Below are 26,823 nucleotides of genomic sequence, written 5' to 3'. Positions count from 1 at the left end.
GTCAGTTTGCTCCGGAATGGGGTGGTCAGTTTGAACCCGGAACGGGTGGTCACTTTAAACCGGAATGGGGTGGTCAGTTTGAGCGGAATCTCCACCCTTGCGGCGTACTCGCGGCAAACACGCTCCTGAGTGACGAGGCTATTCCCCTCTTCTGCCTGCTCCTTGGTCGACACGCGGCAGTATAGGACCGCCTTCTTATTCTCGCTCTTTTTTGCTTCCCTGTTCATAAAAATAAACCTCAACGATGAGCTCTGCCAACTGCGAAACCAGCGCCTCCGCCTCTATTTCCTGACTGCCCAACGCCAAAGCGGAGCCACGATTAACGTCTTTGTTGCTACACAATAGACCTCGTGGCTCCGCCTTGGGTACGTTAACATCGGGTCCATTGTGTAGCGGTTCCATAATAGCAGAATGAAATTATTTGTATAGCCTCAGTATGGCAAAAGTGCAGAGCGGACAATAGAGAGGCCTTTATGTCCTGAAAGACTATTGTCCCCCGCTATCATGCAGAGGCCGCCTACCGTAGGATTAAGGAATAATATGAACAACCCACATGACCATTCAAAACCATTCACCCCCATCGGCTACACGAACTTCAGGAACAGCAACCGGCTGTTCGGCATAAAGCTACAGGACCGGTATTCGCACATCTACGCCCTGGGGAAGACGGGTGTCGGAAAGACAACCCTGCTTTTGAACATGGCGATTGATGACATATACAAAGGATACGGAGTTTGCCTGATAGAGCCGCATGGCGACGCCTGCCTGGAACTCCTGAGACAAATCCCCGAGCACCGCAAAAAAGACGTTGTGTACTTTGATGCCACCAACGCAGCCCACCGCACGGGCTTTAACCCGCTGCATGGCGTCGCAAAGGAACAGCGCCATCTCGTCGCGTCCGAGATCGTCCTGTCGTTCAAGAAGATATGGTCTGACAGTTGGGGCCCGCGGCTCGAGCACATTCTCCGCTACTGCATACTTACGCTGTTGGAATACCCGGTAGCCACGTTGCTCGACATCGTACCATTGCTGCTGGACCAGCGATACAGAAACATAGTGCTGCAGTACACGGATAACTCTACGATCATCTCCTTTTGGCTTGGCGAGTTCGAAAAGTACCCGGCAGGGCTGAGGGCCGACGCCATCATGCCGATATTAAACAAGGCGGGAGTGTTCAGTTCCAGCGAAGTGCTTCGCCAAATAGTCGGCCAGCAGCACGGGATGAACATAGAGGAAATGATGAACACTGGCAAGATACTAATCTGCAATCTCTCAAAGGGAATTATCGGCGAGGACGCATCGCAAATACTGGGCAGCCTTGTCACCACTGGCATACAGGTAGCGGCAATGCGCAGGGCGGCAATCCCCGAAGAACAGAGGGTGCCATACATGGTATTCATAGATGAGTGCCATTCCTTTATCACGACCTCATTTGCGGTAATGCTTAGCGAGGTACGCAAGTATAAAATAGGGTTGTTTTTTTCGCACCAGTATATGGCCCAACTGCCTGAGGATGTATGCGGCGCCGTCTTAGGAAATGTATCGACGATTATTTGCTTTCGCCTGGGAAGCGTCGATTCGAAAACAATGGAAGAAGAGTTCTATCCAACTTTCAAACAGGAAGATTTTATAAGCCTGCCGAGGTTTGCAATCTATTTAAAGGTGTTAATTGACGGGATGGAAAGCCGCCCGTTTAGCGCAAGATTAGGGGCTAGAGTTTAATAGAATTTTATATGTCAGCAAATTCCTGGTGATAAAAAATGGATCAAGAAAGTTTGTTTGGTTTTGATTTTTTGTATATTTAAAAATACCTAACCATCACGACAATGAAAAAGCTAATAACCACAATTCTCTGTTTCGTCGGAATTGCCTCCGCGTTTGCCACACAAGACCAATTTCGAACAGAACTAAAAGGCAAAAAGAGGGATTCAACCCAAGCCGCGATAATTCGCAAGCAAGATTCTATTATCGTAATATCCACAAACATATCGACGCTATCGATAAACAAGGAAAAAAACAAAGTCGCGATAGACAGCCTTACGAAAAAGAAGGAAATTATGTCCGCTCAGATTAACGAGCTGAAAAAGGTAAATACAACGGTTCAAAATGACGAGGAGCAATCAAACACGCTGAGCATCTCAATATTAATTTTTGGTGCCGTACTAATAGCGCTGATATTGGCCTTCGGCAGTCGAAACAAAAGCTCCGATAATGATTCTTTTCATACCTACAAGCTTGTCGGAATTATGTTTATCGGGACCGTTTCTGTATTTCTTATTCCGGCAGGTTTTAACACGACTCAAATCACGCCGATAGTCGGACTGCTAGGAACCTTAGCCGGCTATTTGGTGGGAAGTTCAAATCAAACCAATGTTGCAACCAAGCCCAAAGTACCCTCTGAAAATTGAGCTCAGGGTTCTAAAAATGTTATTTTTACGTTAACCTAATTCACGTCTAATAATAAACGGCCTACAATAGCTATCCTATTCGTTTCCTATTATAAAGGCCTAAAACCTCTTCTGTTAGCACTGAAAGTTCTCTATTGGCTCCTTCAATCTTTACATCTCGAAGTTGCCCGACGATAAAATCCTGTTCGGGACAATTGTTAGAAATTAACTCTTTGGCATAGTTTACATAAGCCATAACTACCAAGTAATTATTATCTATCCTCAATGCCCATTCTATGGATTTTTCATATAATCTTTTACCGAATTCTATATTGCCTTCCTTAAATTCAATCAGACCGTTAGTAGCTAAAAAGGTCACCTTCCAATCATCTGGAAGATCTTCAATCTTAATCCTTCTGAAAATCTCGATGTAGTTCGTACAATCATGTAGTCTGTTGTCTAAGGCGTGCGCATAAATGAGATTGTTTATAATAGAAAAATCATTTGGATTTGCCTTTAGGCCAGCCTCGCAAAGACTAATTGCCAAATGTTGATTTTTTAAAAATGAACTTGCGATATAAGACCCGAGCAAAACAGGCCGCACTGTATAAGGAAGGTCAAAAAACCATTTTAACACATTTACGAAAGAAGCTACCCAATTACCGTTTTCTTTATCTTCCAAAGCAAACGCTTCAAAAGGATTCGTGACGTCTTTAAACTTTTGAAGGTTGAATTCGAATCTACTATCCCTTTTGGCTATCCATTCTAATTGGGCAAGAGAATTGTCATTAGGTGATTGAATAGACAAGCCAAAGAATTCGCGCGACTTTTTTATTGCCCCTTCGTTAAATTCATACGTACCTATAGAGCTTGCTAGTTCAGTAATGTCGAAATTTGAAAAATTCTTTGACGAAATCAGGTTTTGACCGTTTTTTAACAATGGCGAATACCTCTTCATTAAGCTGGATGTAGCGATATGGGCAGATGTCAGCCACGGATCAAGCTTTGTCAAGTTGCTTTTTTTTAAGTAATGCAATGCTTTTTCATTCTCATCGATATTGGTCCATAGCCGAGTAGCAGACCGCAGGACAAACCTATTGTTTGGAGCAAGTTGAGCGGCCACAGTCATGGCCTTATCTGCTTTTTTTAGATGCCCAAAAAATGAGTACAACCTCGCCAGTTCAACCCATGGAATGGGATTGTTGAGTTGTTGATGCGCCCTGAACCGCGTCTTATTTATTAGTTTAAAAACCCTCTTGTCTTCCGGAAAGGAAAAGTCGTTAAAATCTTCGCTATTGACTTGAATATTATTTCCTAGTACCTCATCATTATTTTCAAACGGATTTCTTTTGATGCCATTAATTGTATTCGCTAACGACACCAGCGACTGGCTTGGGCTATTTTCAAGAACAAATTTAATAGCCTCGTCCAATTCAGGAAAATTTGTCTTTCCAGCTATAAATGCGGAATTAATTAAATCAGCGGCAATGCCCACATTCTGATTGCTTCTCCAATCATTCAGTGGCCGCAGAATGCTAATATCCAATGGCGGCAACGGCGACGTGTTTGCCAACTCTTGAAGTTTCAGCGTCCTAGTAAAATCTCTCCAGTTCGGCACAACAGTCCGATCCTTTTCTTCAAAAATTAATGCCATACATTCATCTCCGCTTTCTTTCTAAGCAAATCTAATTTTGCAGTTATCCGTTCAAAATCATATTGGTTCCCTTTTTGTTTTATGGATTTCGGATGTCCTCTCTTTTCGGGATATGGGAAGCAGCACATTTCAATGATTTTTCCAATTTCATCGGATAAAACAGTGTTAGAAATACCTGCTTTTATTTCATTAATACTCTTGTAAAATGCATCGACCAAATAATCCTTCACATCATCGAACGACCCACCCCATTTGTCCCAACGAAACTGCCTGTCGATATTCTTTCCAATGAGGGCAGTCATGTTCATTCCTGTAAAATAAAATGCCACCAGACTCCCGAAGAGGTAAAGGTCCGTAGCCCTAATCTTCTTCGACCAGTCTTGCTCTATAAACCGGTATAAAAATTCAGGAGGCGCATAACTAAAGTCGCCGGTAAAATTACCATCGCCTTCATGTGGAGCGTCAATATGCTCACACAGCGATCTCCCTAAGTCACCAATCTTTGACGTAATACCAGATTCATACAACAAGACATTGGAAGGCTTTAGGTCCTGATGGCCAATATCTATTCCGTGTAACTGCTTAAGCCCAATTGAAACGTTATGTAAGGAGCTTAGCTTCCACGCCAGTTCGACATCGTTGTTAAATGTTATTCGCGATCTTAAGTCGCCGTCAGCCAGTTCAAAAATCAGGTAGGGCACGTTTGCTATAGTAAAACCTGCAACCAATTCCTCTCCCTCGTCCAATATAGTAGACACCTTGGTCAGGTTTTTTGACTTACATCGCAATAAGAGTTCTTTCTCAAACTTGAAAGCATTGGTTTGCTCTGAAAGAATTTCGATGATCGAACGGCCGGAAAATAGTTGAAAAAATGCTTTGAAGTTAATTGCCTTTAGGAATGCTTCACGATCCCCGTCTGAAACAAGGTAGCAAACGCTAAAGAAACCGCCCGTTCCACCCGCCTTTGGCTCAATTCTTTTTTTGACTTTCCATTTGTTTTTCAGGAGCTTCCCTTCCAACGCATAGGCCGCGTTGTCTATCATTGCAGTGTTTACTATTCCCATAATTATGATAAGTTAAGATTTCAAATGTAACATATTGCCCTCCCATTTTTTGATATTTATTTTTAGTGTACATCCGAGGGACGCATCTAAACTTAAACTGAGTATAAAATGCGGAAGATGACACCTACCGGCTAACTACCACTTCATTATCTAACAAATGAAACGATGTCATACTATAATAAAAGCCTCGAGTAGACTGATTCTTTGATTTCCCTAAACAACTATAAAACCATCATTAGAACTGAATTTGCTCATCACGGCTGTAAAAAGCGCATATTTATAATATAAATATGAATTAATAGCACATTTCAACAAAATGCAATATCAAATTATTCATCGTCTAGTGGAAATTCCAATGATTTAAATTTTTCATCAAGACCAAAACTGTTTTTCAATTCGTCGAACAATAAAATCTTGGTCTTTTCTCCATCACTTAGGCTGCCCCAAAAAGCCTGTCGGGACCGTTGCGATTCACTAGTGAATTGCTCTTGCAGAACAGTAGAGGTAGTGGTAAAATTAGCGAGGTTCTTTTTTCTCTTTTTCATAATAAAGAAGGTTAAATTTAAAATAATGACCCTTTTTTATGAAATAGCAGTATATTTATATCATAAAAAGGTCTTAGCGGACTCTTTTTGAACCTCATTTTTTAATTGCACTTAGCGGTCGCTGTTATTAATGAGGTTTTTTATTATCTGAACATCAAATATATGTAATATATTACAAACATTTAACAAATTACACTATTATTATTTTTTAATATTTTACATAGTTTATTTTAATTTACATTTTGAAATCTGTGAAATTAACAGTATATTCGTTAATGTTTTTTTTAATAATGGAGGGCACTTTATAAATGACAGAATTTAGTAATGCGGTTAACAAAATTGTTGGTAGTAGGATTAAAATTTACAGATCTAAGAATAAGATGAACCAGCAAGATTTGGGTGAAAGTGTTGGACTCACTAGAGTATCGGTTTCAAATATTGAATCTGGGCGGCATCAAATACCTATTTCGACCCTATATAAAATCGGCGACATACTTATGGTCGATGTCAGAGACATTATGCCAGGCTCGAAAGAAGTTGAAGCCTTTATCAATAAAGATAATATAGATATCCAGCTCCGGAATTCTTGTATTCTTAATCCCCAGTCTTTAGAAATACTAGAATTAATTATTAGTAAAACCCTTACGCATGATATTAAAGCACATTGAGGAAAAAGCCATAGAGCTCATAAATGCCACGAATCAAAAAAGTGCACCTATAGATGTCATTAAATGTGCAAAACATCTTGGTGTTTTAATTGAGTATACGGAATTGGAAGACGATATTTTTGGATTATTAGTAATTAAGAATAAAAAACCTCTCATTATTGTTAATACATTAGGAAATAATGAAAGCCGTAAACGATTTACAATTGCTCACGAACTTGGGCATTATTTGTTACATTCTCAAAACGCTTCTTTTTTCATAGATAAGGGCGAGATTCAATCATGTAAGCGCACACTTGAAACAACTTATGAAGAAGCCAAGGAGCGTGACGCTAACGAATTCGCAACCTCATTATTGGTTCCTAATTATTTGTTAGAACTTGAAGCATCGTTAACCACGTCTGATGTAAAGTTCGATATCGTGCGCCACCTATCTGAAAAATTTAAGGTTGATGAAATGCTTTTAGGAATTAAACTTTCCCATTTAGGATTACTTGAATATGGTTTTTCTTCAGAGGCAAACTAAAATCGAGGAAATAAGGTATTCCTCGCTCATAAAATCCACAACGGAACCGCCAATTTTACATTAGCCCCGATACAAGCGCCCTGCGCACGTATCAGGGCAAATCGGCCTTTTCTGCTGCCGCAGGCCGAAATCGTCACTTCCCCTGTAGGATTAAATTCGCTCGTCATGCAAGCTCCCTCCGCCTTTTGCTGAGCCTCGTTCGGCACAGCCAAAGGCGGCCGCTTGCCTCGTCTGGCTCGCCTGAGCCTCTCACAATGGCTTCGCGGGCCGGATGTGCTTTCCGCGCCCTGGAAACCTTGCGCCCCATCCGTCCCGCTCGTGTGCGACATACCGGGCAGCCGCTGCGCTCCCCCTGCCCGGACCATTGTTCGGCTCGCAAGCTGCTCCGCTTCCCTTCGCAGCCTTTCGCGGCTCGCTTGACTGCCGAAGTGCAGACAGAAGTCAAAACAAATAAAAAATGCATCGAAGATAACGGCTTGCCCAGTCCCTTCCCCTGGCCCCGCAAGGAACTACGGCATAAACACGACCTCGCCCGCAGCCCCGCATTTATTCCGTTCCTCCCTGCGGGGCCGTTCCGCGCCGTGGACGGGGATTTCTTTTTCCTTTTTGTTTTTTGGGAATTGATTGAGCTAAGAAAAAAAACGCCCGCTTTGCGGCGGGACGTTGGAGGGGCTGCGTCAGAAAAGGGTGCCCTGCGTTCCCCCGCTGCCGCCCTTTCCGGTCGAAAAGGATGGCCCATTCTCTGACGGCATTCGCGACCGCTGCCAGATGCGGCTTTCGCTCGGGTCGGAAAACTCGACGTAGTAAGGATGGTGGTATCCGTTTCTGAGCGCGGTGCCGGTCCTGTAGCCGGCATAGAACTCGTTGGAGAGCGAGTCCATGTGGGCGATCTCGCCAGTCAGGGAGTTCATGATCATGTTCGCCAGCGCGATATTGCAGCACAGCGGGTCCACGTCCGCGCCGTACAGGCGGGCATGCCGGTTGACCCTCGCGGCGGCGAGCAACATCCTGCCCGACCCGCAGGCCGGGTCAAGCACGGTGCCGCCTTTCGCGGCGTCACCCATGGCAATCGCGGCCATCAGGTCCGCGACCGGGTCCGGGGTGAAGAACTGGCCCTTCCGCCCCTTCGATACCAGCCGCTCGAACAGCGCGCCCAGCGGGTCCCCGAAATCCTCGGCGCGCTCCCCGGCCTCGGACAGCACGGCCAGCATGGCCTCCCGCCGGGGATTCCCCGAGAATGCGGCGAGGGCGGACGACCGGGCTTCGGGCGTCCCGTGCAGCCTGAACGGCAGGAGGAAGAAGTCCAGCAGTCCGCCGAGGGCGGAGGAGTAGTCATTGTCATGGGCATAGCGCTCGAACAGCGAAACGAGCTTGGTAATGTCTGTCATATTGAATTGTGTTTTGTCGATTCCGGGAAAGTATCTCACGGTTTACCGCCCCGGGGAAGGGGGTGCCCGTCCCCCCTTTCGGAAAATCATGCAATTCGCTATCTTTAGTGAAAACCTATTCTTTCAACAATCAAACCCCTCCTAAAATGGAAACTAAACGCGTAGGCATCTTCATCCGCGTAAGCACGGACATGCAGGTGCAGGACGAGAGCCCCGAACACCACGAGCAGCGGGCCCGCTGGTACGTCAACTCAAAAGACGGGTGGCAGGTTATTGAGGTGTACCGCCTCGACGCGGTGAGCGGCAAGTCCGTCATGCAGCAGCCCGAAACAAAACGAATGCTGGCCGACGTCAGAAGCGGCCACATCACCGGCCTGGTATTTTCCAAGCTCGCCCGGTTAGCAAGAAATACCAAAGAGTTATTAGAATTTGCTGAAATCTTCCGAGCCTGTGGTGCCGATTTAATTTCCCTTTCGGAAAGCATCGACACCAGCACCCCGGCGGGCCGCCTGTTCTACACCATGATCGCCGCGATGGCGCAGTGGGAGCGCGAGGAGATCGCAAGCCGCGTCGCCGCCTCCGTTCCGGTGCGCGCCAGGATGGGCAAGCCGCTCGGCGGCCAGGCGTCGTTCGGCTACCGGTGGGTGGAAAGCGAGCTGGTGATCGACGAGGCGGAAGCGCCCGTCCGCAAGCTGATGTACGAGCTGTTCGTGAAGCACCAGCGCAAGCTCACCACCGCAAAGGCCCTCAACGACGCCGGGTACAGAACCCGCAACGGCTCGAAGTTCACTCGTCAAACAGTCATGCGGTTATTGCGCGACAGCGCCGCCAAGGGCGAGCGCCGCGCCAACTACACTAGGAGCCGCGGCGACGGCAAGGCCTGGTCGATAAAGCCGCAGTCCGAATGGATCGTCATGCCCTGCCCCGCGATCGTCCCGAAAGAGCTGTGGGACGAGTGCAACGCCATCCTCGACATGCAGGACGGGCTGAAGAAGCCCAGGGGCCCCAAGGCCGTGTACCTGCTGTCCGGCTTCGTCCGTTGCGCGTGCGGCAATACCATGTACGTGTACCACAACTCGAAGACGTACGTATGCAAGGCGTGCAAGAACCGCATCACCGTCGCCGACCTTGACGAGATATACCAGGCGTACCTTCGCGAGTACCTAAGCACCATCAACCACGCGACGTATGCCGAGGCGACCGACCGGGAACTGCAAGAAAAGAAAAGCTTGCTTGAGACATTGAAAAAAGACCGCGCGAAGCTTTCCAGGCAGGCGGACGAGATGCTCTCGCTTCGCATCAGCGGGGAAATGGGCAGGGAGCTGTTCGCGGAGAAGTACAGGCCGATCGAGGAGCGCATACTGCAGATGGACGTTCGCAGGCCTGAACTGGAAGCGGAAATCGACGTCCGCGCCGTTCAGGCGATGTCGAGCGAAATCGTGGTCTCGGAGATCAGGACGCTGTACGACCAGTGGGCGCAGCTGCCGTTCGGGCAGAAGCGCGGCATCGTGGAAACGATCACCAAGTCAATCGAGATCGACAGGGAGGACATCACGATCACGCTGGCCTACGCCCCGTCCATTCCCCTAAACGCGGAGAATAGTGCACGGACGAACATGGATTCATACTTGCTATAAGCATAAAGCTGCTCGGATAATCCACTGTAAACTTCGCTCTTGAAATGGTCACCTTGCGTTCTTCAAGCGGCTGGCGCATTACTTCGAGCGCGCTGCGCTTAAACTCGGGCAGTTCATCTAAAAACAAAACACCATTATGGGCCAGCGAAATTTCACCGGGCTGTGGGTTTCCCCCTCCTCCGACCAAGGCCACATCCGAAATGGTGTGATGCGGGCTACGAAACGGCCTGATGGTAACCAAAGCATCCGCGGCAGCAAGCTTACCCGCTACCGAATGGATCTTGGTAGTTTCTAACGATTCGTATAAACTAAGCGGCGGCAAAATAGAAGGTAACCTGCGGGCCAGCATAGTTTTCCCCGCTCCCGGCGGACCGATCAGGATCACATTATGTCCTCCTGCGGCAGCAATTTCCAGCGCACGTTTGATATTTTCCTGTCCTTTTACTTCGCTAAAGTCGCTATCATAATTGCAAAGGCTGTTATAAAATTCTTCGCGGGTGTTCACATATTCGGGCTCCAGCTTTAGGTCGCCATTGAAAAAACCGGCTACTTCCTTTATGCTTTCAACGCCGTATACTTCCAAATCGTTAACAATGGCTGCTTCACGGGCATTTTGTTTGGGAAGAATAAAACCCTTAAAACCATCTTTACGCGCCTGGATAGCAATTGGGAGCGCGCCCTTTATGGGTTGCAGGCTGCCATCAAGCGACAATTCGCCCATGATGATATACTTATCAAGGCTTTCAGATTCCAACTGACCAGATGCGGCTAAGACTGCCGTGGCAATCGTTAGATCGTATGACGAACCTTCCTTTTTTATATCAGCCGGGGCCATATTCACCACCACCTGCTGGCGCGGCATTCTGAAGTTGCAATTCTTTAAGGCCGATTCTATCCGGTAATAGCTTTCTTTTACGGCAACATCGGGCAAGCCAACAATAAAATATTTGGTTCCCGCCGCAATATTTACCTCAACCGTTATGGTAATTGCCTCAATACCATAAACCGCACTGCCAAAAGTTTTAACCAACACTGTAATAAAGTTTATCCATGCGTAAGATATAGATTTTTAACAAGGTGCAAAAGGGATAAATATGCAGATTAGCGCATACGTACATTTTGAGAAGAGATTTGATAAAATGTATCCGGACAGTAACAATATTTACCGTGTGGAAAGCCAGTTTTACAGATCGGGAGAGCTTACCGATAGCTGGGCAACCGCTACCAACGGTTACGCAAAAGCCATGTATGACAATTTGCCGGGCATATCCAGTTATGCGCGTATTAGCTGGAATGATAATGAACGTGTAGTCCGTTACCAAAACATAAAATGCCGCGAGCAGCGCGTGTGTTTTGCAGATAGCAATTTCATTTCTTTTTTCGGGCTGCCATTGCTTAAAGGTGAGGCGTCATCGGTATTGAAAGAGGTTAACAGCGTTGTAATTTCAGCTTCCGAAGCAAAAAAATATTTTGGCAATGCAGATGCTGCCGTGGGGAAAATGATGCAGCTATCATCAAGGTTTAATAGTTATAACTGTATGGTTACCGGTGTATTTAAAGATCTACCTGCTAATTCAACATTGCAATTTAATATGCTGGTATCATGGGCCACGTCCCCTGCCTGGGTTAAAGAGTTTTGGTATCAGCATGAAAATTATACATTTTTAAAGCTTAAACCAGGCGCAACGGCGGCCGGTATCGAACAAAAATTCCCCGCGCTTGCCGAGCGTTTTAAAACCGAAGCCCCTTTAAAAGAGCTTAAGTGGAGCGTAAAGCTAGTGCCCCTTGCCAATATTCACCTGAATACTGCAAAGCCTTATGAAATGGAAGCCAAGGGCAACAGGCAGGCAGTAAATTTCCTGGCAATAATGGCATACGGAATCTTGCTTATTGCGTGTATCAACTATATCAACCTGGCTACCACAAAATCAGTTGACAGGGCCAGGGAGATTGGGATAAGAAAAGTTAACGGAGCCCATACCTCTCAACTCATATTTCAATTCTTTATAGAATCATTTATCATCAACCTGATATCGCTTGGCGTTGCGGCCCTGTTGGTTATATTCATCCGTTCCCTGTTGCAGCAAATATCGGGCGATAGCCAAACATATCGGTTATTGATAGATGTCGGCCTGATTATAAAAGTTGTACTTGTTTTTATAGGCAGCATATTTTTATCGGGGATTTACCCGGCCACGGTATTATCAAGATTGCAACCTATTAAGGTGCTCAAAGGCAGATTTGCATTTTCAAAAAGCGGCGTTTGGCTGCGTAAAGCAATGGTATCTTTTCAATTCGCGGCATCCCTGCTGTTGCTGGCTGATACGTTTGCTGTTTACAGACAGCTATCGTATATGAGCAGTAAAGAAACCGGAATAAACTTAAAACAGACCGTGGTTATTAAGGCTCCCTCCAACACAAATAATTATATACAAAAAGTTAATAGTTTTAAAAATAGGGCTACAGGTGTTGCGGGTGTAAAGGGAATCAGCGTATCTGGTGCGGTACCAGGCAAGCAGATTGGTATGGCTGCGGCCTGCCGAAGATACGGCACTTCAAAAACCGACGAACGGACTTATGAGATGCTACGGGTTGATTTCGATTTTATGAAGATGTATAAATTACAACTCATTACCGGCAGGGGTTATGATGCGGCCAATTCTGGCGATTCAACCACGGTGGTGCTTAACGAAGCAGCCGTTAAGCAATTTGGTTTTAAATCACCCGAGGATGCTGTTGGCAAAAAAATATGGATAGAATCATTGGATAAAGAACCTAACGAGGTAATTGGGGTAATAAAGGATTATCACCAGCAATCATTAAAAGAATCTTACATGGCAACCGTACTTTTTATGGACCCTAAACTTACCTGGGTGCCACTTAAGTTTATATCTGTGCAGATAGATCAAGCGCAAATGGCGGCGTCCAACGATACCCTCGGTCGGTTATGGAAGGATATTTTTCCCGAGTTCTCCTTTGACTATTTTTTCCTGGATGATTTTTATGCGAAGCAATATGAACAGGATATACATTTCGGGGAGGTGTTTATGCTCTTTTCATGCATGGCGATAGTTATTGCTTGCCTGGGCCTGTTTGGTTTAACAGCCTACTCAACCGCCAGGCGTAAAAAAGAGATTGGTGTTCGTAAAGTATTGGGGGCATCGGCTCAAAGCATAATACAATTGCTAACAAATGATATGTTAAAGCTTATACTCTTGGCAAGTGTGGTTGCCTTGCCGGTGGCAGCGGTGCTTATTTATCAATGGCTGCAGGGCTACGCTTTTAGGGTACAAATAACCTGGTGGCAATTGGTGCTACCAATTGCGATATTAATGCTGATATCATTCTCCGCAACAATTTATCTTACTTATAAGGCCGCACTTACAAACCCTGTAAAAACATTGCGTGATGAGTGATTATTAACCAAAGGCCTGGTTGTATCCCGCAAAGCGGGTAAACCGGCCCGGGTTTGGTAGCGTTAGGTTTACCTCAAATAAAAAGCCCCAAATCGAAAAATTTGAGGCTTTTAGTGTTTCTTGCACTTGAATATATATTTTCCGAAGTCGGAAGCCTTTAGATATCTGGAGAAATGTTGGCGGAGCTTTTTGCTGGTTCAATATTCGTGTAATGGAACCAGTTAAAATCAACGTAACCACTTGCACCGACCTTATTGGTATGGTAGTTAAACAATGCAAAACGGTTGGCGGTCCAATCTAACCCCAGCCCCATTTTCAATTCATTACCTATAGGTTTAAAGTTTTTTCCATCTGTACTATAAGCAAATGATGCGCTAAAACCTACTTGTGTAACACAGGCTTTAAGCCAAACCGTATTCCCCGTAAAATTTACAGTGGTAATAGTTGTATCATTGTTTATCATTACAAGGGTCCTTTTTGCCCCTTTTTGTTGTACCGAAACAAAGGCATAAGGAAACTGAAACACACCGAACCCGCCAACATCACCATCCTTCATGCCGTTTACCCGCATTTCAACCGTACCCTCGGAATATGGACCCTGCACTCGTTGAGTAAGTGTATTGCGGGCATCGGCCAGGTTTTTAGCTTTATTCGCTTTCAATCGTAAATACCCCTTACGTTCTTTAAGCGACCATTTTTTTGAGTCGGGATTATGGTTCCATTGCCACTGCAATCCAAGTTTGGGCGAATTAAACTCGTCGGATGTAGCGGGAGCCGCGATAGGATAAATGCCCCCGGCATCGGGCTTTTTAAAAGTATCTACTCCCTTTCCATTTTCTCCTAACATGGGCCATCCATCCACCCATGTAACAGGTTCCAGGTTAGGCGTACGACCAATGGGGCCACGATCCTGCATAATAATAAACCACCACGTACCGTTTTTTAATTGAACCATGCCCCCCTGGTGTAATCCATTGCCAGGATAAGTATGGTCATCATTAATAATTACCTTTGATTCGTAGGGACCGTAGATATTATCTGAACGAAGACAGACTTGTCGCCCCGTTGTTCCGCCTGTAGAACCTAACAGGTAATATTTACCATTTACTTTGTATAAATGTGACCCTTCCAGATACGGATAATCTGCATTGTTATAAATTTCTTTTTGAGGAACCTTTACAGATTTGGCATCGTTGCTCAATTGAGTTATATAAAGTTTTTGTTGCCCGTGTGCTACATAAACTTTCCCATCGTCATCAAAAAACAAACCGGGATCATAGAGATATTCCTTGAAAATGGTTCTGGTCCATGGTCCCCCCACATCCTTTGCTGTACATATTGAAAAATTACCCTCTTTACCAGCTAACCCCTTAGGGGTACAAAAACCGGCATAAAAAGTGCCATCATGATAACGAAGGGTAGATGCCCAGGAACCATTTAGGTACATATTTCCGCCCTTCATATCATACCGGGGATCTTCATCATACCGGGAAACAGCATAGCCGGCCATCTCCCAATTTACAAGGTCTTTCGATTTGGCAATCGGGCAACCGGGTACATAATGCATGGAGGTAGAAATGAAATAGAATTCATCCCCCACGCGAATAATATCAGGATCGGGCCAATCGCCCCACATCAGGGGATTGGTAAAAGTGCCATTTCCATTGTCTGGTGTCCAAACCCGCGTTTGCTGATTTTTTACCTGGGCAAATAGCCCAACAGCATAAAGTAGCAATAAAGGTAGTAATAGGTTTCTTTTTATAGTTTCAGTCATTTCAGCTTTATTGGGTCCAATTTATGAAAGCATTAAAACAAATACCTAATTAATACCCTCCTCAATTCAACACAAACGTTTGCTTAATGGTGATTTGAAAGTTAAAGCACCTTAAACACAAATGACTCATAATTAATTTAGCGTATTACACATTGGTTAATTGCTGCCAACCCCTGCGAAAAGCAGTTTGGCTTTAGTCCTGCTACTTGATCAAGGAAAAAGCTTCGAACCAAAAAAACTCAGCTTTTTTTAATTTCCAACAACCAGCATCGCATTTTTTTTCCTATTATTACCAAATGCATTTTTACGTTGGTGTAAAGTTAATTTTCTGTATTACTATTGGGTTTGCTAAACCAGAAATGCCAGCATCATTAAAAGGTGCAAAAAAACACAAGTCAGTTAAAGTAACCAGGGCGCATAAGCACGCCCGCGCATATCACCGGGCAACGATAGATACAGCCATTGCAACAGGCTGCACAAATCCCGACGAATTGGTAGACTTCGCCAAATCGCTTAAAGGCATACGGTACAGATATGGATCAACTAACCCTGAAAAAGGTTTTGACTGCTCGGGCTTTGTTAATTATGTATTTCATCATTTCGGCATCGGCATTCCAAGAAGTTCGGGCGATTTTGCGGGTGCCTATGGCAAGGTTGACCTCAAGGATGCAAAATCCGGGGATCTGATACTATTCACCGGAACAAAGCGGGGCAGCAGGCAGGCGGGCCACATAGGTATCATCGTTTCCGAACCCGGCGAACCGGTAATGTTTATTCATTCTACATCGGGCGCAGCAAATGGCGTTACCGAAACTCCCCTTAACGATTATTATATGGGGCGGTTCATAAAAACTATCAGGATATTTCAGGAAAATGCCGATGACGAGTCTGGTAGTGAAGAGCTGGAAACAAGTACGCGTTAATACCTTATCTTTTTGCCGGTTTTTATTGGATAGGCCTTACCGTAATTTTCTTCCAGATGGTAAATCCGCCATATGTAAACATCAGGCCAATAAACAAATACACCCAAATTGAAATATTACGCCCTGCAATAATGAGATAAAGATACGGCAGGCTAAAACTAACTGCCGCGAACAATAAGGGCATAAGAAATGCTTTCTTTTGTTTTAAGTTCTTCAACACCCAGCCAAGCGAGAAAAAAAAGCAGAGTTTGCTCACCAGATAAAGGCTGCCAAGCAACAAGGGGTCAACCTCATGCTTTTCACCCAGGGCAATTACCCAATCTTTAAATAGTGTAATATATTCTGTCATTATATGCAAGATAGTGAATAACAGGTATACTAAGCATTTAAATTTATGTTTTTAATATCCCCGTACTTAATACATAAGCCATTGCAATGCCTTATGTAAGTTATGAAACACCTTTTTTATCCGGAAAATGAATAATAAGAACAAAGGTTAGTCGCTACTAAAATCCCACCTTTATTTGTAAGTGCCTTTATCATTTAATGATGAAAGGGGAAAGATGCCTTTGGTCTGTTTTTTAGCCGGTAAGCCAATAAAAATACCTAAACCAGGTAAGTGTGTATTTAGGTTATTAACAAATGCCCTTAAAGTAGTTGTATTGCCGCTGCTATGTTTGTTTTTAGCTATAAACGTCTACGGTCAAACAAACAAGCCCGTATTTGGAGCTTACAATGATGTTACTATTACTGCCGATGCAAATTGCCTGGCCACCATTCCCGATTATACAATTAACGCCCGGGTAACAACATCCTGCGCCAACGCCAACATAGTAATTACGCAGGAACCCATGGGCGGCACACCCATCCTGGTGAATAAGCCTACTACTGTACGGTTAACAGCAAAGGATGCCTGCGGCGGCACCGCTACCGTTTTTTTCTCGGTTACTTCATTAAGTAAACCGGTTATTTACCCGGTAACAACACCAATCGCCTTTAAGCTGGATGCCGATGGCAATTATACCCTAAAACTTACTGACCTGGGTTCGGTTTACTCTTGCGATAACGGTAAGATCACCACAACCATCAACCCCCAAAAACTTACCTGCGCCAATATTGGGCAAACAACCATAACGTTAACCGCAAGCACATCCATCCCCAACCCGCAGGCGGTTACATTTAGTGTCCCTACAGATATAGTGACCGATGCGACGGGCAACCTCTACATTGCCGATGGTTACAGCTGCAAGATCAGGAAGATAGCGCTTGATGGTACGGTAACGGCCTTTGCCGGAGGCGATTGTGGTTATGCCGATGGTAAAGGAGAGGCTGCAAAATTCAACGTGCTGAATGGGCTCACTATCGATCCGCAGGGAAATATGTATGTTGTTGATGAAAACGACAGGGTGAGGAAAATATCACCTACCGGCGAGGTTACAACGCTGGCCGGTAACGGGCAAAATAAATCTGTTGATGGTAAGGGCCTAAACGCCAGCTTTCGCGATCCAAGGGGTATTGCTATTGATCTGCAGGGCAATTTATACGTTACCCAGGGAACCGATTACCTGGTGCGCAAAGTAACACCAACCGGCGATGTTACTACAATAACAAAGCCTGCGGCGGTATCAAAGCTATTTACCCCCATTGGCGTTGTTACCGATGCCATGGGCAATGTATATGTTACCGACTATAGCAATGCCGTTAAAAAAATAGCCCCGGATGGCACCATCACCATTATTGCCGGGCATGATGGTTTTGGCGCCGACGATGGTAAAGGCACGGCCGCCAGCTTTAATAACCCCAAGGGCTTAGTATTTGATAAGCTGGGCAACTTGTATGTTACCGATTCCAAAAACAACGCCGTCCGTAAAATAGATGCTTTGGGAAATGTAACCACCCTGCAGTTATACAACGCGGGTACTACCGAAAAAACAACATTAAACAACCCGGTTGGTATTAAGATGGACTTGTTTGGCAATTTGCTGGTGGTTGATTCTTATAACGAACGCATAGTGCGCATTACCACCGATGGTCAGCTAAGCGTTATAGCGGGTAATGGTGTTGTTGGCTATCATGATGGTAACGCCAATACCCCACCAACAATAGGTAACCAAACTTCGCAGAACTTCATCGTAACGGTATCAAGTTCAGAAAACTCCACCATCCCGGCGGCCAGTGTATTGCCCTCTGTTTCCGTTATGCCGCAAAACGCTACCGTATGCAAAGGCGACCTTATTGATTTCACTGCCGCCATACAGCCGGATAACGCTGTTGTAAAATACCAATGGCTGGTTAACGGCATAAGCGCCGGGCAAAACAGCACCACATTTTCCACCACCAAATTAAACGATGGCGATATGGTAACCTGTGTAACCTCAAATACATCGAGTTGTATACTGCCCAAAAGCAGCGCCCCTATAATGGTGCACATTAATCCACTACCTGAGATCACATTTGATGGCGATCCGGTTATAAAGCCCGGCAACAGCATCCAATTGCTTCCGCTAATAAAGGGGGATATCTTGAGCTACGCCTGGACACCATCTGCCGGATTGAGTGATACCACAATAGCCAACCCTATTGCCAGTCCTTGGTATACCTTTACATACAGTTTAAAAGTAATAAGTACGGCTGGCTGCGAAATAACCGAAGCTGTTACGATTAAGGTACTTATCCCAATAGATATTCCCAACTCATTTACCCCCAATGGCGATGGTATAAACGACCGCTGGGAAATAAGTGCCCTGCAATATTACCCCAACTGTACGGTTGATGTTTATAACCGTAACGGGCAGATCCTTTTTCACTCCAATGGGTATAAAAAATCCTGGGATGGCACATTTAACGGTAGTTTCCTGCAATCAGGCACGTACTATTATATTGTGGCCGCGCGTAACGGAGTTATTAAACCCATAGGCGGCTGGGTAATGATAATGCGATAAGGAGGGTGTTTTAAATTACTTCCGTATATTGATGCCCCAAACCCAATGTTAGTGTCCATAAATAAACTCCTTGCCAGTTTTGATAACCACCTGCCGCTTGACGAGGCCGAACGTGCCGACCTTGCCGGCCGGGTTATTGAGCGCAAAATAAAGCGGCGGCAGTTTATTTTGCAGGAAAGCGATATATGCAGGCATTATACTTTTGTTGCCGAAGGTTGTTTTAAAAAATTTCAGGTTGATAAAAAGGGTATAGAGCATAACCTGCAATTTGCCGCCGAGAACGACTGGATAATGGAAATTGAAAGTATCTACCATGAAAAGCCAAGTCGGGTTTATATAGAAGCCATAGAGCCCTCGGTTATCTTCCAGATAAAAAGGGCTGATCTGTACCACCTGTTTACCAACAACCCCAAGTTCGACAGGAATTTTAGGGTTATTGTTGAAAACCGCCTGGTTGAGCAGGAAAACAGGATCCTACAGGCTATCAGCTCTACCGCAGAGGAACGGTACCTGTCTTTTATCAATCAATACCCGCATTTGCAGCAAAGGCTACCCAACACGCAAATCGCATCATACCTCGGCATCACTCCCGAATTTTTGAGCAAGATCCGTAAGGACCTGTCCCGGAAATAGCCTTTACCCTTAAGCTATATTAAGGGTATTTCTTAATCTTCTTTATGTGTTGTTACGCCAGCTAACAGCCACCTTTGCTTCGTGAATAAATAGCAATAAATATAACGATGAAAGCAGCAGTAACAACAGGCGCCGGCTTGCCGGGCGTAATACAGATACAGGAAGTACCAAAACCCGTTTTGCAGGATGGATGGGTGTTGATCAGCATAAAAGCCTTTGGCCTTAACCGGTCGGAGTTGTTTACAAGACAAGGCCATTCGCCCGGTGTGCAGTTTCCCCGCATCCAGGGAATTGAATGTGTGGGCGAGGTGGAGGAAGATCCATCCGGAACCTATAAAAAGGGACAAAAAGTAGCAGCCATAATGGGCGGCATGGGTCGCGATTTTGACGGCGGCTATGCCGAATATACCGCAGTGCCCTTAACCATAGTGTTCCCGTTTGAAAGTGATCTGCCATGGAAAATATTGGGGGCTATTCCAGAAATGTTCCAAACAGTTTCGGGTTCGCTGAATGAAGCGCTGGAAATAAAAAAGGGCGAAACATTACTTATCCGCGGCGGAACTTCATCTATCGGGATGCTGGCCTGTCAGTTGGCAAAAAGTATGGGCTTAACGGTAATATCCACTACACGCAATCCCGACAAGCGCAAACACCTGAAAGAGAACGGAGCCGACCATGTGTTAACAGACGATGGCGAGATCAACCAGGCGCTAAAAGCGTTACTGCCGACCGGTGTTGATAAGGTGCTGGAGCTGATAGGTATAGCCACACTTAAAGATTCATTACAGTGCATTCGCCCCAAGGGTATTGTTTGTATGACCGGTATACTGGGCGGTGAGTGGACTATGAAAGAATTTACACCAATGGGTGATATCCCGTCTTTGGGCAGGCTAACCGTTTACATGGGCGATGCCGCCAACCTGGATAAACATCTGTTTCAGCAATTTATAAATGCGGTTGCCGATGGCAGTATCAACCTCAATATCGACAGAACATTTAAGCTCGATGAAGTTGCTGAGGCCCATACCTATATGGAAAGCAACCAAAGCAAAGGGAAAATTGTGGTAGAGAACTGATAGCTTATTTATCCCGCTGAATTACGTAAAAGAAAACAGGGATCCGCTTTGCGAACCCCAGGCTTTCATAAACACTGATTGCCCTTTCGTTGGTATCTTTTACGTGCAGGTAAGGGGTTTGGTTGGCGGCCTGTATCCGGTTTACTTGTTGTATTAAGAGCTGCTTTGCATAGCCCCGGCCAAGGTGGTTGGGGTGGGTGCAAACGGCGCTAACCTCTGCAAAAGGCAGGGCGTGTAAACGTTGCCCGGCCATAGCTACCAACTTGTCGCCCTCAAAAATTCCCTCTAATGGCCAAACTCCAGGGTGCGGGAGGCAAACGGCCCCGGGTTGGTGAGTTGCGTAAGCGCCATCATTTGCGGTACGTGCGCAGCGGTTAAGGGTGTTGCTTGAGAAGGGGCATTGTTAAAGCTTAACGTGCCATCAAAAACCATCTGGTATCCATTAATAGAATATAAAAACTTCCATGGAGCGGGAACCTCTATCTCGGTAGGCGAAACCAGTAACCGGGGACTATCATCAATTAATTCATACAACACCAGCAGGCTATCGGTAGTAATTTCGTTAAGACCAACAAAAGGCGAAACCTCTTTATCGAAGTATTTTACCTGGTTGTTGCCATGTGCTAAATGGCTGTTGCCGGTTAGCAGCGCGTTCCATGCTGGGTTATCCAATACGTGTTCCATCATCGCAAACCTATAAAAAGCCAACGAAATATTACCTGTATAAACTGCAATATTGTATCGCGGGCAATCAATAATAAAGCCCGGCTTTAAACCTTTTGCCTAATAAACCGGTGGCTTTTGCCGGGTCAACATCGGCTACTAAAACGCCCGGTTGCCCGTAAGGCTGCCATGCAATACAGTTTCCATCGGGAGCTATCAGCGCACTGGCCGCGTCGGGGTATTTAAATGCGTAGTTAGAGCTGGCAAAGTATATGGTGTTTTCGATGGCACGCATCATTTGAGCCTTTTCATAATAGGGATTGTCCTTGTGGCCCCACTCGGTAAGTTGCGAACCTTCCACATCGCTCCCGGTGCAGTAAGGGTGAAATACAATGTGTGCGCCATTCATGGCCGCCCATCGTACAGATTCGGGGTAGCGAAAACCCTCGTGGCATATAGTAATACCAAACTTTAAGCCATTCACTTCAAAAATTCTGCGGGTTGTACCGGCGGTCCAAATTTCATCTTCCGTAGGGTCTAACTGGTTTTTGGTTTGATAGCCCAGGAGATCTCCCTTGTTTGATACCACCTGAACCACATTCAAAAAAACGCCGTTATGGTACCAATCCATCGGGATGATAATGGCTATCCCGTTTTCGGCAGCTATTTTACAAACATTATTTAAGGTCCGCTGCATTTTTTCTGGTGCGCTATCTGCCGGGCTGGCGCCCATCCCCGGGTATCCGGGAAGATAAGTTTCCGGGAAGCAAATGATCTCGGCCTGTTGCTCCGCGGCCTCTTTTGCCAGCTTTTCAACCCAAAGTAAACCATCGGTAATTGATCTTGGATAGGGGGGAGAAGCCAGCGCTATTTTCATGTACACTAAATTAAGATTAAGCGTCACCAAAAACGAACTTAATGTATTGTTAAAAAACATCCGGTTTAAGTTTATATTGTCAATATTTTACAATATAACAAACCCCTCAAACTTTACAATTTGAAGGGTTTATTCATATTTAATGATAACGCTTTAACTTATGCATTGTCTACCAGCGGCAACAGCTCCAGCAGGTTATCTATAATATATTCCGGATTGGCAGATTGTAATTGCTCATACGTGTGTGCGCCGGTAGTGATACCAACGTTAAGGATACAGCCGGCATTACGGCCTTCTTCAATATCGATAATGGAATCGCCTACTTTAACCACCTCATTACCGTCGTTAATATCAAACTGCTCCATGGCAAATAATATCATATCGGGGTTTGGGCGGTTTTTGTTAACATCGGTTGCGGTAACAAGTGAGTCAAACTCAACACCTTTTTCCCAGCCCAATTTGTTGATAAGTGTTTGGGCGGTTTCGCGGTTGTAGCCAGTGTTTAATACCACCAGAATATCACGCTCGGCAAGGGCAGTAAATAGTTCCTTGGCGTTATCCTGTGGTAAAATTTCCAGGGTTTCGTAAGCATCGGCCAGGTGTACAATAAATTTGCTATAAATGGCGTCTGCCAGTTCATCATCTGTTTTGCCCGCGTATACTTCTAAAATACTTTTAATGGCCTGCAGCTTTTCTTTGCCTGCTCCTTGCGCCAATACCTGGTCTAACGTAAAATCAAAACCGGCTTCGTTTATTGCTTTTTGAAGCGTTTTGTATACTACATTATTTTCGTTTACTGTAGTTCCGGCCATGTCGAAAACAACCATCTTTATCATAATACTTTATTTTTTAATTGTGAATGTTACTGTAATTATCCGGGTTACGCCGGGTCGCTTATTTTTATACCTACCCTTACCGGTTTGCTATCGGTAGCAAATGTAAAGGCATCTGCTATTTCATCAAGTTCATACTCTTTTTCTATCAGCGCTTCAAAAGGATATTTCTGATAATTATTTTCGATGAAAGCGGTGGCGTTTAAAAAGTCGTCGTAATTGTAATTATGCAACCCGCGGATCTGTATTAGCTTGCGCACTATCTTTTGCGCATCTACCTGTACAGATTTGGCCGGGAACACCGCGCCAATCCAAATGGCACATCCGCCAACTGCTAACGAATCAATACCCGCTTTCATGGCCTGCGGACTACCGGTCATGTCAAAAACAAGATCCACTTCGGGCCAGGGGAAGGTAACATCATCATCACCAGCCGAAAAAGCGTAGCCTTCGTTTGTTCCAAATTTTTCACCCCAATGTAAGCGACTGCTGTCGTTGTCTGTCAATCCAACCCAAGCAGCACCGGCTTCTTTGCACATGGCTACGCATGATAAACCAAGCAAACCCGCACCAAAAACAAGCACTTTTTTGTCTGCAATATTGCCGGCTACCCTAAGTGCGCCGGCAACGGTAGCATGGGCGCAGCTAATAGTTGCCGCTACCTGTACCGGTATAGCTGGTGAAAGTTTCACAAGCGCTGTGTTTTCATGCAGTACGCAATAATCGGCAAGGCCGCCGTTAAAAACATCGTCGCCATTGGCCAAAGCGTGCCCATATTTAAAAAGCTGATCGCTTTTTTGCGGCATATCCGGCCTTGGCGCAATAATGCCTGCCGGTACCGAAAATATAGACCAGGTAACTCTGTCGCCAATTTTAAGTGTTTCGCCCCTTGAATCGGTACCGGGATGTGCGGGATCTATCCAAAGGATATCGCCAACAATTTCATGCCCCAAAACAACCTGCGCGGGTTCAATACGACGGCCGCAGTAGGTATGAATATCGCTGCCACAAAGTGTGGTATATAAGTTTTTTACTAATATTTCGCCGGGTTTTATGGCCGGAAGTTCACGGTTAATAAATTCGAACGGTTGGCCGGCACCATTAAATATGGCTGCCTTGCCCGACGGAAAACTGGGTAACTGGTTGTTCATTCCTTTTGAATTTTAATTTAAAGTAGCAGTAGCAAAATATAATGATCAAGCCGCTGGCAACTCCAATCCAGGTACATATTTTAAGATATATGAACAGGATGGAATCACCGGGAGGGGCAAGGTATCTGAAAAGCATGAGTATGATGTAGCCGGTGTAACCAACCGAATCAACAATGTACATCAGGAAACCAACATTGGCGCGTTCGCGGGTAATGGCAATAAGGCGCTCGAAAACAATACTATGAATAGCCACATAAGGCATGTAAACGCCTAAGCCCAGCAACACCATAAATGGGAATTTCCCAAGGCCGTTATTTAAGCCAGCTATTGTTGAAAGCAAAATAACAAAACCGAAAAAACAGATAAACAGCGAAAAATTAAAGGCCTTTAAGTGATTGGAGATAAATACCGCTGCCCCTATAATGGTAATTACCCCAAAAGAAACCAATAACTCAGATTGAGTGAACAGTGCCGGTGTTTGATGATAACCCAAATCGCTCCATAGTTCTGTAGCAAAATCGGCACGAACGCTTCTTAGTAAGGTAACAAACAAGTATACGGCTATGATACCTATAAGGCCCGGTGCATATTTCATGAAAAAGTGCCAGCGGTCATGTGCTTTCATCGGCTCCCGTGCGGACCGTGTGGCAATATCCTTTGTCGTTGGCGGAGGGACACAGGCCAGCATAGCGATAAATATAAGTGTAGGCACAAGGAAAACCACACCCGCAAAAAACGGCATCCAGTTTTCTGAAACGCCATAGCCCAGCAGCATGGTACCTACCGATTTTGATACGCCATCAGAAACTATGAAACTGGCACAAAGCCCGGCTATTAAAAATTCGGTGTTTTTACGGCCTTCGCAAAAGCCAAGCACCAGGCCAAAAATTACGCCCAAAGGCAGTCCGTTAAGCAACAGGCAAACGATGTTCCACGGACGGGGTACAAAACCAAACAGCAACAGCATTGCTTCGGCAAAAGCAATGAGGCCGATGATTGCTTTTATCCGCTGTTCGGGCCTTATCTCCGATACCCATTTTATGCCCACCCACTTGGCAATAACATAGCCAATAGTTTGCGATATGATGAGCAGTATTTTATAATTTATTCCCCAGAAAGCAGCATCGGAATAGGTAGCGGCCGTATACGGTTTGCGGAAACCGTACATGCAAAAGTAAGTGCCAAATGCAGCTACAAGCGCCCAGGTAGGGTGAGCGACAATTTTTTGTAAACGACCTGATACTTTAACCTGCTGCATAAAACCGGGTTGAAATTAAAGGAATACCCGACTGATTTGCAGTAGTTAACAGTATGCGTTGTTTGCTGAAATTGTTGGGGTAAGCCAATGGGGATAAAAATTTAAGCTACAAACATACAAAGTTAACAGAGTGGGGTATGTTATCAGAATTTTATCATATTGTTAAGTGAAGGGTTGCAGGTTGTCTTGATTTAATTTTTTTACAATGCTCCCGTAAAAAATATCGACATTGGCAAACAGGCAGGCTTTTCGATCTGGCAAAAAAATGAAAATAAAGGCGATCATAACTTTTTTGGGAGTTGTTTTTATAAAAACAGCATTCGGACAATCGGTAGATTCAACGCTTACTTTTAGTGACGAAGCTTATTCGTTGGTTAGGGATACCATAGTGCAAAAGGAAATAAGAACATCATTGGTTGGTTTCCTCGACAATAAAAATAAGGGCTCCTTAAATAATCCTTTTATTGATTCGGTGTACCTGAAAAAAAACATGGAACCGTTTTCCTGGCTTATAGGTATTGAGATTGGCCCTAAAAACGCGCATCATAGAATGTATCCGGTTGTGCTTGCAGTTGTGCCTGTTGAAAATTCAAGCTACCTGATCAAGCTGGCCTATATGGAAGAGGTAAGCCCCAAAACCGTGACACCCAATGTTGTTGCATCTTTAATAGTCAAAAAGAATGGCAGCAAATATTATTTTTACAACCCCATAGATCATTATACCAGGCTTTGGGGCAGGCAAACGGTTGGTACCATAGATTATATTTACCCCAATGCGCTTAATATGGATAATGCCAGGCAAATGGATAGTGCCAATAAATCCATAGCTCGAAAATTTAACACTCAGCCGCTTACTATAACCTATTATAAGTTTGATGATCCTGAGCAACTGTTTAAAACAATAGGCTTTGATTTTATACCTAATATGTACTATTCCACATCGGGAGGGCTGGCCGAGCAATGGACAAATACCGTATTAGCCGGTAATAATTCGGAGTTATATATACATGAGGTTGTGCATTTTTATACTTCGGTGCTGTTTCCTGGTAGGGCCCGGGCTATCGACGAAGGGTACGCAACCTATTTGGGTGGAAGCGGAGGCGTCGATATAGATAAGTTGGCCGTGTTTGCTAAAAACTATATCAAGGCCAATCCCCAGGCAGATGTTAAAGCATTGGCTACTGATCTATCAGTTAGGGTAGAGGGAAATGTACCCATTACCTATATTTTAAGCGGGCTCATATGTCGGGATATTGAACAAAAATATGGTGTAAACGGCATTAAAAAATTCTTTGGCCCCGATGGAGAGAAGGATTACTTTAAAGTGCTGTACGCCGTTAATAAGGTAGATAAAAAAGGGTTTGCCAGTTACGTAAATGAGTTGCTGAAGAACTATTGAAGCCTGCCTCAT

Annotated in this window: 25 protein-coding genes and 1 pseudogene; 11 read left to right on the top strand and 15 right to left on the bottom strand. The window is 44.9% G+C overall.

The window, feature by feature from the left end:
* Both BLS59_RS32030 and BLS59_RS12360 read right to left on the bottom strand, forming a co-directional pair.
* Nucleotides 1-227, bottom strand: a 227-nt coding sequence (locus BLS59_RS32030) for a recombinase family protein (protein ID WP_205411254.1), incomplete at its 3' end; no start/stop codon positions are given.
* Complete coding sequence (locus BLS59_RS12360) at nucleotides 196-402, bottom strand: hypothetical protein (RefSeq protein ID WP_091149573.1); 207 nt, start codon at nucleotides 400-402, stop codon at nucleotides 196-198. The genes BLS59_RS32030 and BLS59_RS12360, both read right to left, overlap by 32 nt.
* Nucleotides 403-540: 138 nt before the next feature.
* On the opposite strand from BLS59_RS12360, the gene BLS59_RS12355 reads away from it, so the two are divergent.
* Both BLS59_RS12355 and BLS59_RS12350 read left to right on the top strand, forming a co-directional pair.
* Nucleotides 541-1,722: a type IV secretory system conjugative DNA transfer family protein gene (locus BLS59_RS12355; protein WP_143014118.1), complete on the top strand. Its 1,182-nt coding sequence runs from the start codon at nucleotides 541-543 to the stop codon at nucleotides 1,720-1,722.
* A 104-nt stretch (nucleotides 1,723-1,826) separates the two neighbouring features.
* On the top strand, nucleotides 1,827-2,408 hold the full coding sequence (locus BLS59_RS12350) for a hypothetical protein (RefSeq protein ID WP_091149571.1): 582 nt from the start codon (nucleotides 1,827-1,829) through the stop codon (nucleotides 2,406-2,408).
* A 70-nt stretch (nucleotides 2,409-2,478) separates the two neighbouring features.
* Here BLS59_RS12350 and BLS59_RS12345 read toward each other — a convergent pair whose 3' ends face one another.
* The 3 genes from BLS59_RS12345 to BLS59_RS12335 all read right to left on the bottom strand — a co-directional run bounded on the left by BLS59_RS12345 (nucleotide 2,479) and on the right by BLS59_RS12335 (nucleotide 5,650).
* Nucleotides 2,479-4,041: a tetratricopeptide repeat protein gene (locus BLS59_RS12345; RefSeq protein ID WP_091149570.1), complete on the bottom strand. Its 1,563-nt coding sequence runs from the start codon at nucleotides 4,039-4,041 to the stop codon at nucleotides 2,479-2,481.
* Nucleotides 4,032-5,105, bottom strand: coding sequence for a protein kinase domain-containing protein (locus BLS59_RS12340; protein WP_091149569.1), 1,074 nt, complete (start codon nucleotides 5,103-5,105; stop codon nucleotides 4,032-4,034). Before BLS59_RS12340 ends, BLS59_RS12345 begins: the two co-directional genes overlap by 10 nt.
* A gap of 329 nt (nucleotides 5,106-5,434) precedes the next feature.
* Complete coding sequence (locus BLS59_RS12335; RefSeq protein ID WP_091149568.1) at nucleotides 5,435-5,650, bottom strand: hypothetical protein; 216 nt, start codon at nucleotides 5,648-5,650, stop codon at nucleotides 5,435-5,437.
* Between the two features lie 308 nt (nucleotides 5,651-5,958).
* Here BLS59_RS12335 and BLS59_RS12330 point away from each other — a divergent pair, with 308 nt between their 5' ends.
* Nucleotides 5,959-6,318: a helix-turn-helix transcriptional regulator gene (locus BLS59_RS12330; protein ID WP_091149567.1), complete on the top strand. Its 360-nt coding sequence runs from the start codon at nucleotides 5,959-5,961 to the stop codon at nucleotides 6,316-6,318.
* Nucleotides 6,299-6,841: an ImmA/IrrE family metallo-endopeptidase gene (locus BLS59_RS12325; RefSeq protein ID WP_091149566.1), complete on the top strand. Its 543-nt coding sequence runs from the start codon at nucleotides 6,299-6,301 to the stop codon at nucleotides 6,839-6,841. The genes BLS59_RS12330 and BLS59_RS12325 overlap by 20 nt, the downstream gene beginning before the upstream one ends.
* Nucleotides 6,842-7,518: 677 nt before the next feature.
* Here the strand turns inward: BLS59_RS12325 and BLS59_RS12315 are convergent.
* Nucleotides 7,519-8,229, bottom strand: a complete 711-nt coding sequence (locus BLS59_RS12315) for an HsdM family class I SAM-dependent methyltransferase (protein WP_091149564.1) — start codon at nucleotides 8,227-8,229, stop codon at nucleotides 7,519-7,521.
* A gap of 146 nt (nucleotides 8,230-8,375) precedes the next feature.
* On the opposite strand from BLS59_RS12315, the gene BLS59_RS12310 reads away from it, so the two are divergent.
* Nucleotides 8,376-9,866 (top strand): recombinase family protein, encoded by a 1,491-nt coding sequence (locus tag BLS59_RS12310; protein WP_091149563.1) that lies wholly within the window; start codon nucleotides 8,376-8,378, stop codon nucleotides 9,864-9,866.
* Here the strand turns inward: BLS59_RS12310 and BLS59_RS12305 are convergent.
* A pseudogene (locus BLS59_RS12305) lies at nucleotides 9,826-10,899 on the bottom strand (YifB family Mg chelatase-like AAA ATPase); the annotation flags it as partial. The gene BLS59_RS12310 and the pseudogene BLS59_RS12305 sit on opposite strands and share 41 nt — an antisense overlap.
* A gap of 61 nt (nucleotides 10,900-10,960) precedes the next feature.
* Here BLS59_RS12305 and BLS59_RS12300 point away from each other — a divergent pair.
* Entirely contained in the window at nucleotides 10,961-13,282 is a 2,322-nt protein-coding gene (locus BLS59_RS12300) for an ABC transporter permease (RefSeq protein WP_091149562.1), read from the top strand.
* A gap of 157 nt (nucleotides 13,283-13,439) precedes the next feature.
* On the opposite strand, the gene BLS59_RS12295 is transcribed toward BLS59_RS12300, so the two are convergent.
* On the bottom strand, nucleotides 13,440-15,056 hold the full coding sequence (locus BLS59_RS12295) for a glycoside hydrolase family 43 protein (protein WP_091149561.1): 1,617 nt from the start codon (nucleotides 15,054-15,056) through the stop codon (nucleotides 13,440-13,442).
* A 359-nt stretch (nucleotides 15,057-15,415) separates the two neighbouring features.
* Between BLS59_RS12295 and BLS59_RS12290 the strand changes: the two genes are divergently transcribed.
* Nucleotides 15,416-15,979 (top strand): C40 family peptidase, encoded by a 564-nt coding sequence (locus BLS59_RS12290; protein WP_162842619.1) that lies wholly within the window; start codon nucleotides 15,416-15,418, stop codon nucleotides 15,977-15,979.
* 22 nt (nucleotides 15,980-16,001) lie between these two features.
* Here BLS59_RS12290 and BLS59_RS12285 read toward each other — a convergent pair whose 3' ends face one another.
* On the bottom strand, nucleotides 16,002-16,328 hold the full coding sequence (locus BLS59_RS12285) for a hypothetical protein (RefSeq protein WP_091149559.1): 327 nt from the start codon (nucleotides 16,326-16,328) through the stop codon (nucleotides 16,002-16,004).
* Between the two features lie 214 nt (nucleotides 16,329-16,542).
* Here BLS59_RS12285 and BLS59_RS12280 point away from each other — a divergent pair, with 214 nt between their 5' ends.
* The 3 genes from BLS59_RS12280 to BLS59_RS12270 all read left to right on the top strand — a co-directional run bounded on the left by BLS59_RS12280 (nucleotide 16,543) and on the right by BLS59_RS12270 (nucleotide 20,630).
* The gene (locus BLS59_RS12280) at nucleotides 16,543-18,921 is read left to right on the top strand and encodes a T9SS type B sorting domain-containing protein (protein WP_091149558.1); all 2,379 of its coding nucleotides are present in this window, start codon (nucleotides 16,543-16,545) and stop codon (nucleotides 18,919-18,921) included.
* A 45-nt stretch (nucleotides 18,922-18,966) separates the two neighbouring features.
* Complete coding sequence (locus tag BLS59_RS12275; RefSeq protein ID WP_205411253.1) at nucleotides 18,967-19,554, top strand: Crp/Fnr family transcriptional regulator; 588 nt, start codon at nucleotides 18,967-18,969, stop codon at nucleotides 19,552-19,554.
* Between the two features lie 107 nt (nucleotides 19,555-19,661).
* Nucleotides 19,662-20,630 (top strand): zinc-binding alcohol dehydrogenase family protein, encoded by a 969-nt coding sequence (locus BLS59_RS12270; protein ID WP_091149557.1) that lies wholly within the window; start codon nucleotides 19,662-19,664, stop codon nucleotides 20,628-20,630.
* A gap of 4 nt (nucleotides 20,631-20,634) precedes the next feature.
* Here the strand turns inward: BLS59_RS12270 and BLS59_RS32025 are convergent, their stop codons facing one another.
* The 6 genes from BLS59_RS32025 to BLS59_RS12245 all read right to left on the bottom strand — a co-directional run bounded on the left by BLS59_RS32025 (nucleotide 20,635) and on the right by BLS59_RS12245 (nucleotide 25,412).
* A complete protein-coding gene (locus tag BLS59_RS32025; RefSeq protein ID WP_262492948.1) occupies nucleotides 20,635-20,910 on the bottom strand; it encodes a GNAT family N-acetyltransferase in 276 nt (91 codons plus the stop codon).
* Between the two features lie 5 nt (nucleotides 20,911-20,915).
* Complete coding sequence (locus BLS59_RS32020) at nucleotides 20,916-21,317, bottom strand: hypothetical protein (RefSeq protein WP_205411251.1); 402 nt, start codon at nucleotides 21,315-21,317, stop codon at nucleotides 20,916-20,918.
* A gap of 64 nt (nucleotides 21,318-21,381) precedes the next feature.
* Nucleotides 21,382-22,170, bottom strand: a complete 789-nt coding sequence (locus tag BLS59_RS12260; RefSeq protein ID WP_091149601.1) for a carbon-nitrogen hydrolase family protein — start codon at nucleotides 22,168-22,170, stop codon at nucleotides 21,382-21,384.
* A gap of 158 nt (nucleotides 22,171-22,328) precedes the next feature.
* On the bottom strand, nucleotides 22,329-23,006 hold the full coding sequence (locus BLS59_RS12255; RefSeq protein ID WP_162842618.1) for an HAD-IA family hydrolase: 678 nt from the start codon (nucleotides 23,004-23,006) through the stop codon (nucleotides 22,329-22,331).
* Nucleotides 23,007-23,050: 44 nt separating this feature from the next.
* Nucleotides 23,051-24,154 (bottom strand): zinc-binding dehydrogenase, encoded by a 1,104-nt coding sequence (locus BLS59_RS12250; protein ID WP_091149556.1) that lies wholly within the window; start codon nucleotides 24,152-24,154, stop codon nucleotides 23,051-23,053.
* Nucleotides 24,105-25,412 carry a DUF5690 family protein gene (locus tag BLS59_RS12245; protein WP_091149555.1) on the bottom strand — a complete coding sequence of 436 codons (1,308 nt, stop codon included), beginning with the start codon at nucleotides 25,410-25,412 and terminating at the stop codon, nucleotides 24,105-24,107. The genes BLS59_RS12250 and BLS59_RS12245 overlap by 50 nt, the downstream gene beginning before the upstream one ends.
* A 265-nt stretch (nucleotides 25,413-25,677) precedes the next feature.
* Between BLS59_RS12245 and BLS59_RS12240 the strand changes: the two genes are divergently transcribed.
* Nucleotides 25,678-26,811 carry a hypothetical protein gene (locus BLS59_RS12240; protein ID WP_091149554.1) on the top strand — a complete coding sequence of 378 codons (1,134 nt, stop codon included), beginning with the start codon at nucleotides 25,678-25,680 and terminating at the stop codon, nucleotides 26,809-26,811.
* Nucleotides 26,812-26,823: the final 12 nt, after the last annotated feature.

The organism is Mucilaginibacter pineti (assembly GCF_900101875.1).
Taxonomy (GTDB): Bacteria; Bacteroidota; Bacteroidia; order Sphingobacteriales; family Sphingobacteriaceae; genus Mucilaginibacter; species Mucilaginibacter pineti.
Note: the sequence above shows the minus strand (reverse complement) of the source record. Positions and strands in the feature narration are given on the sequence as shown.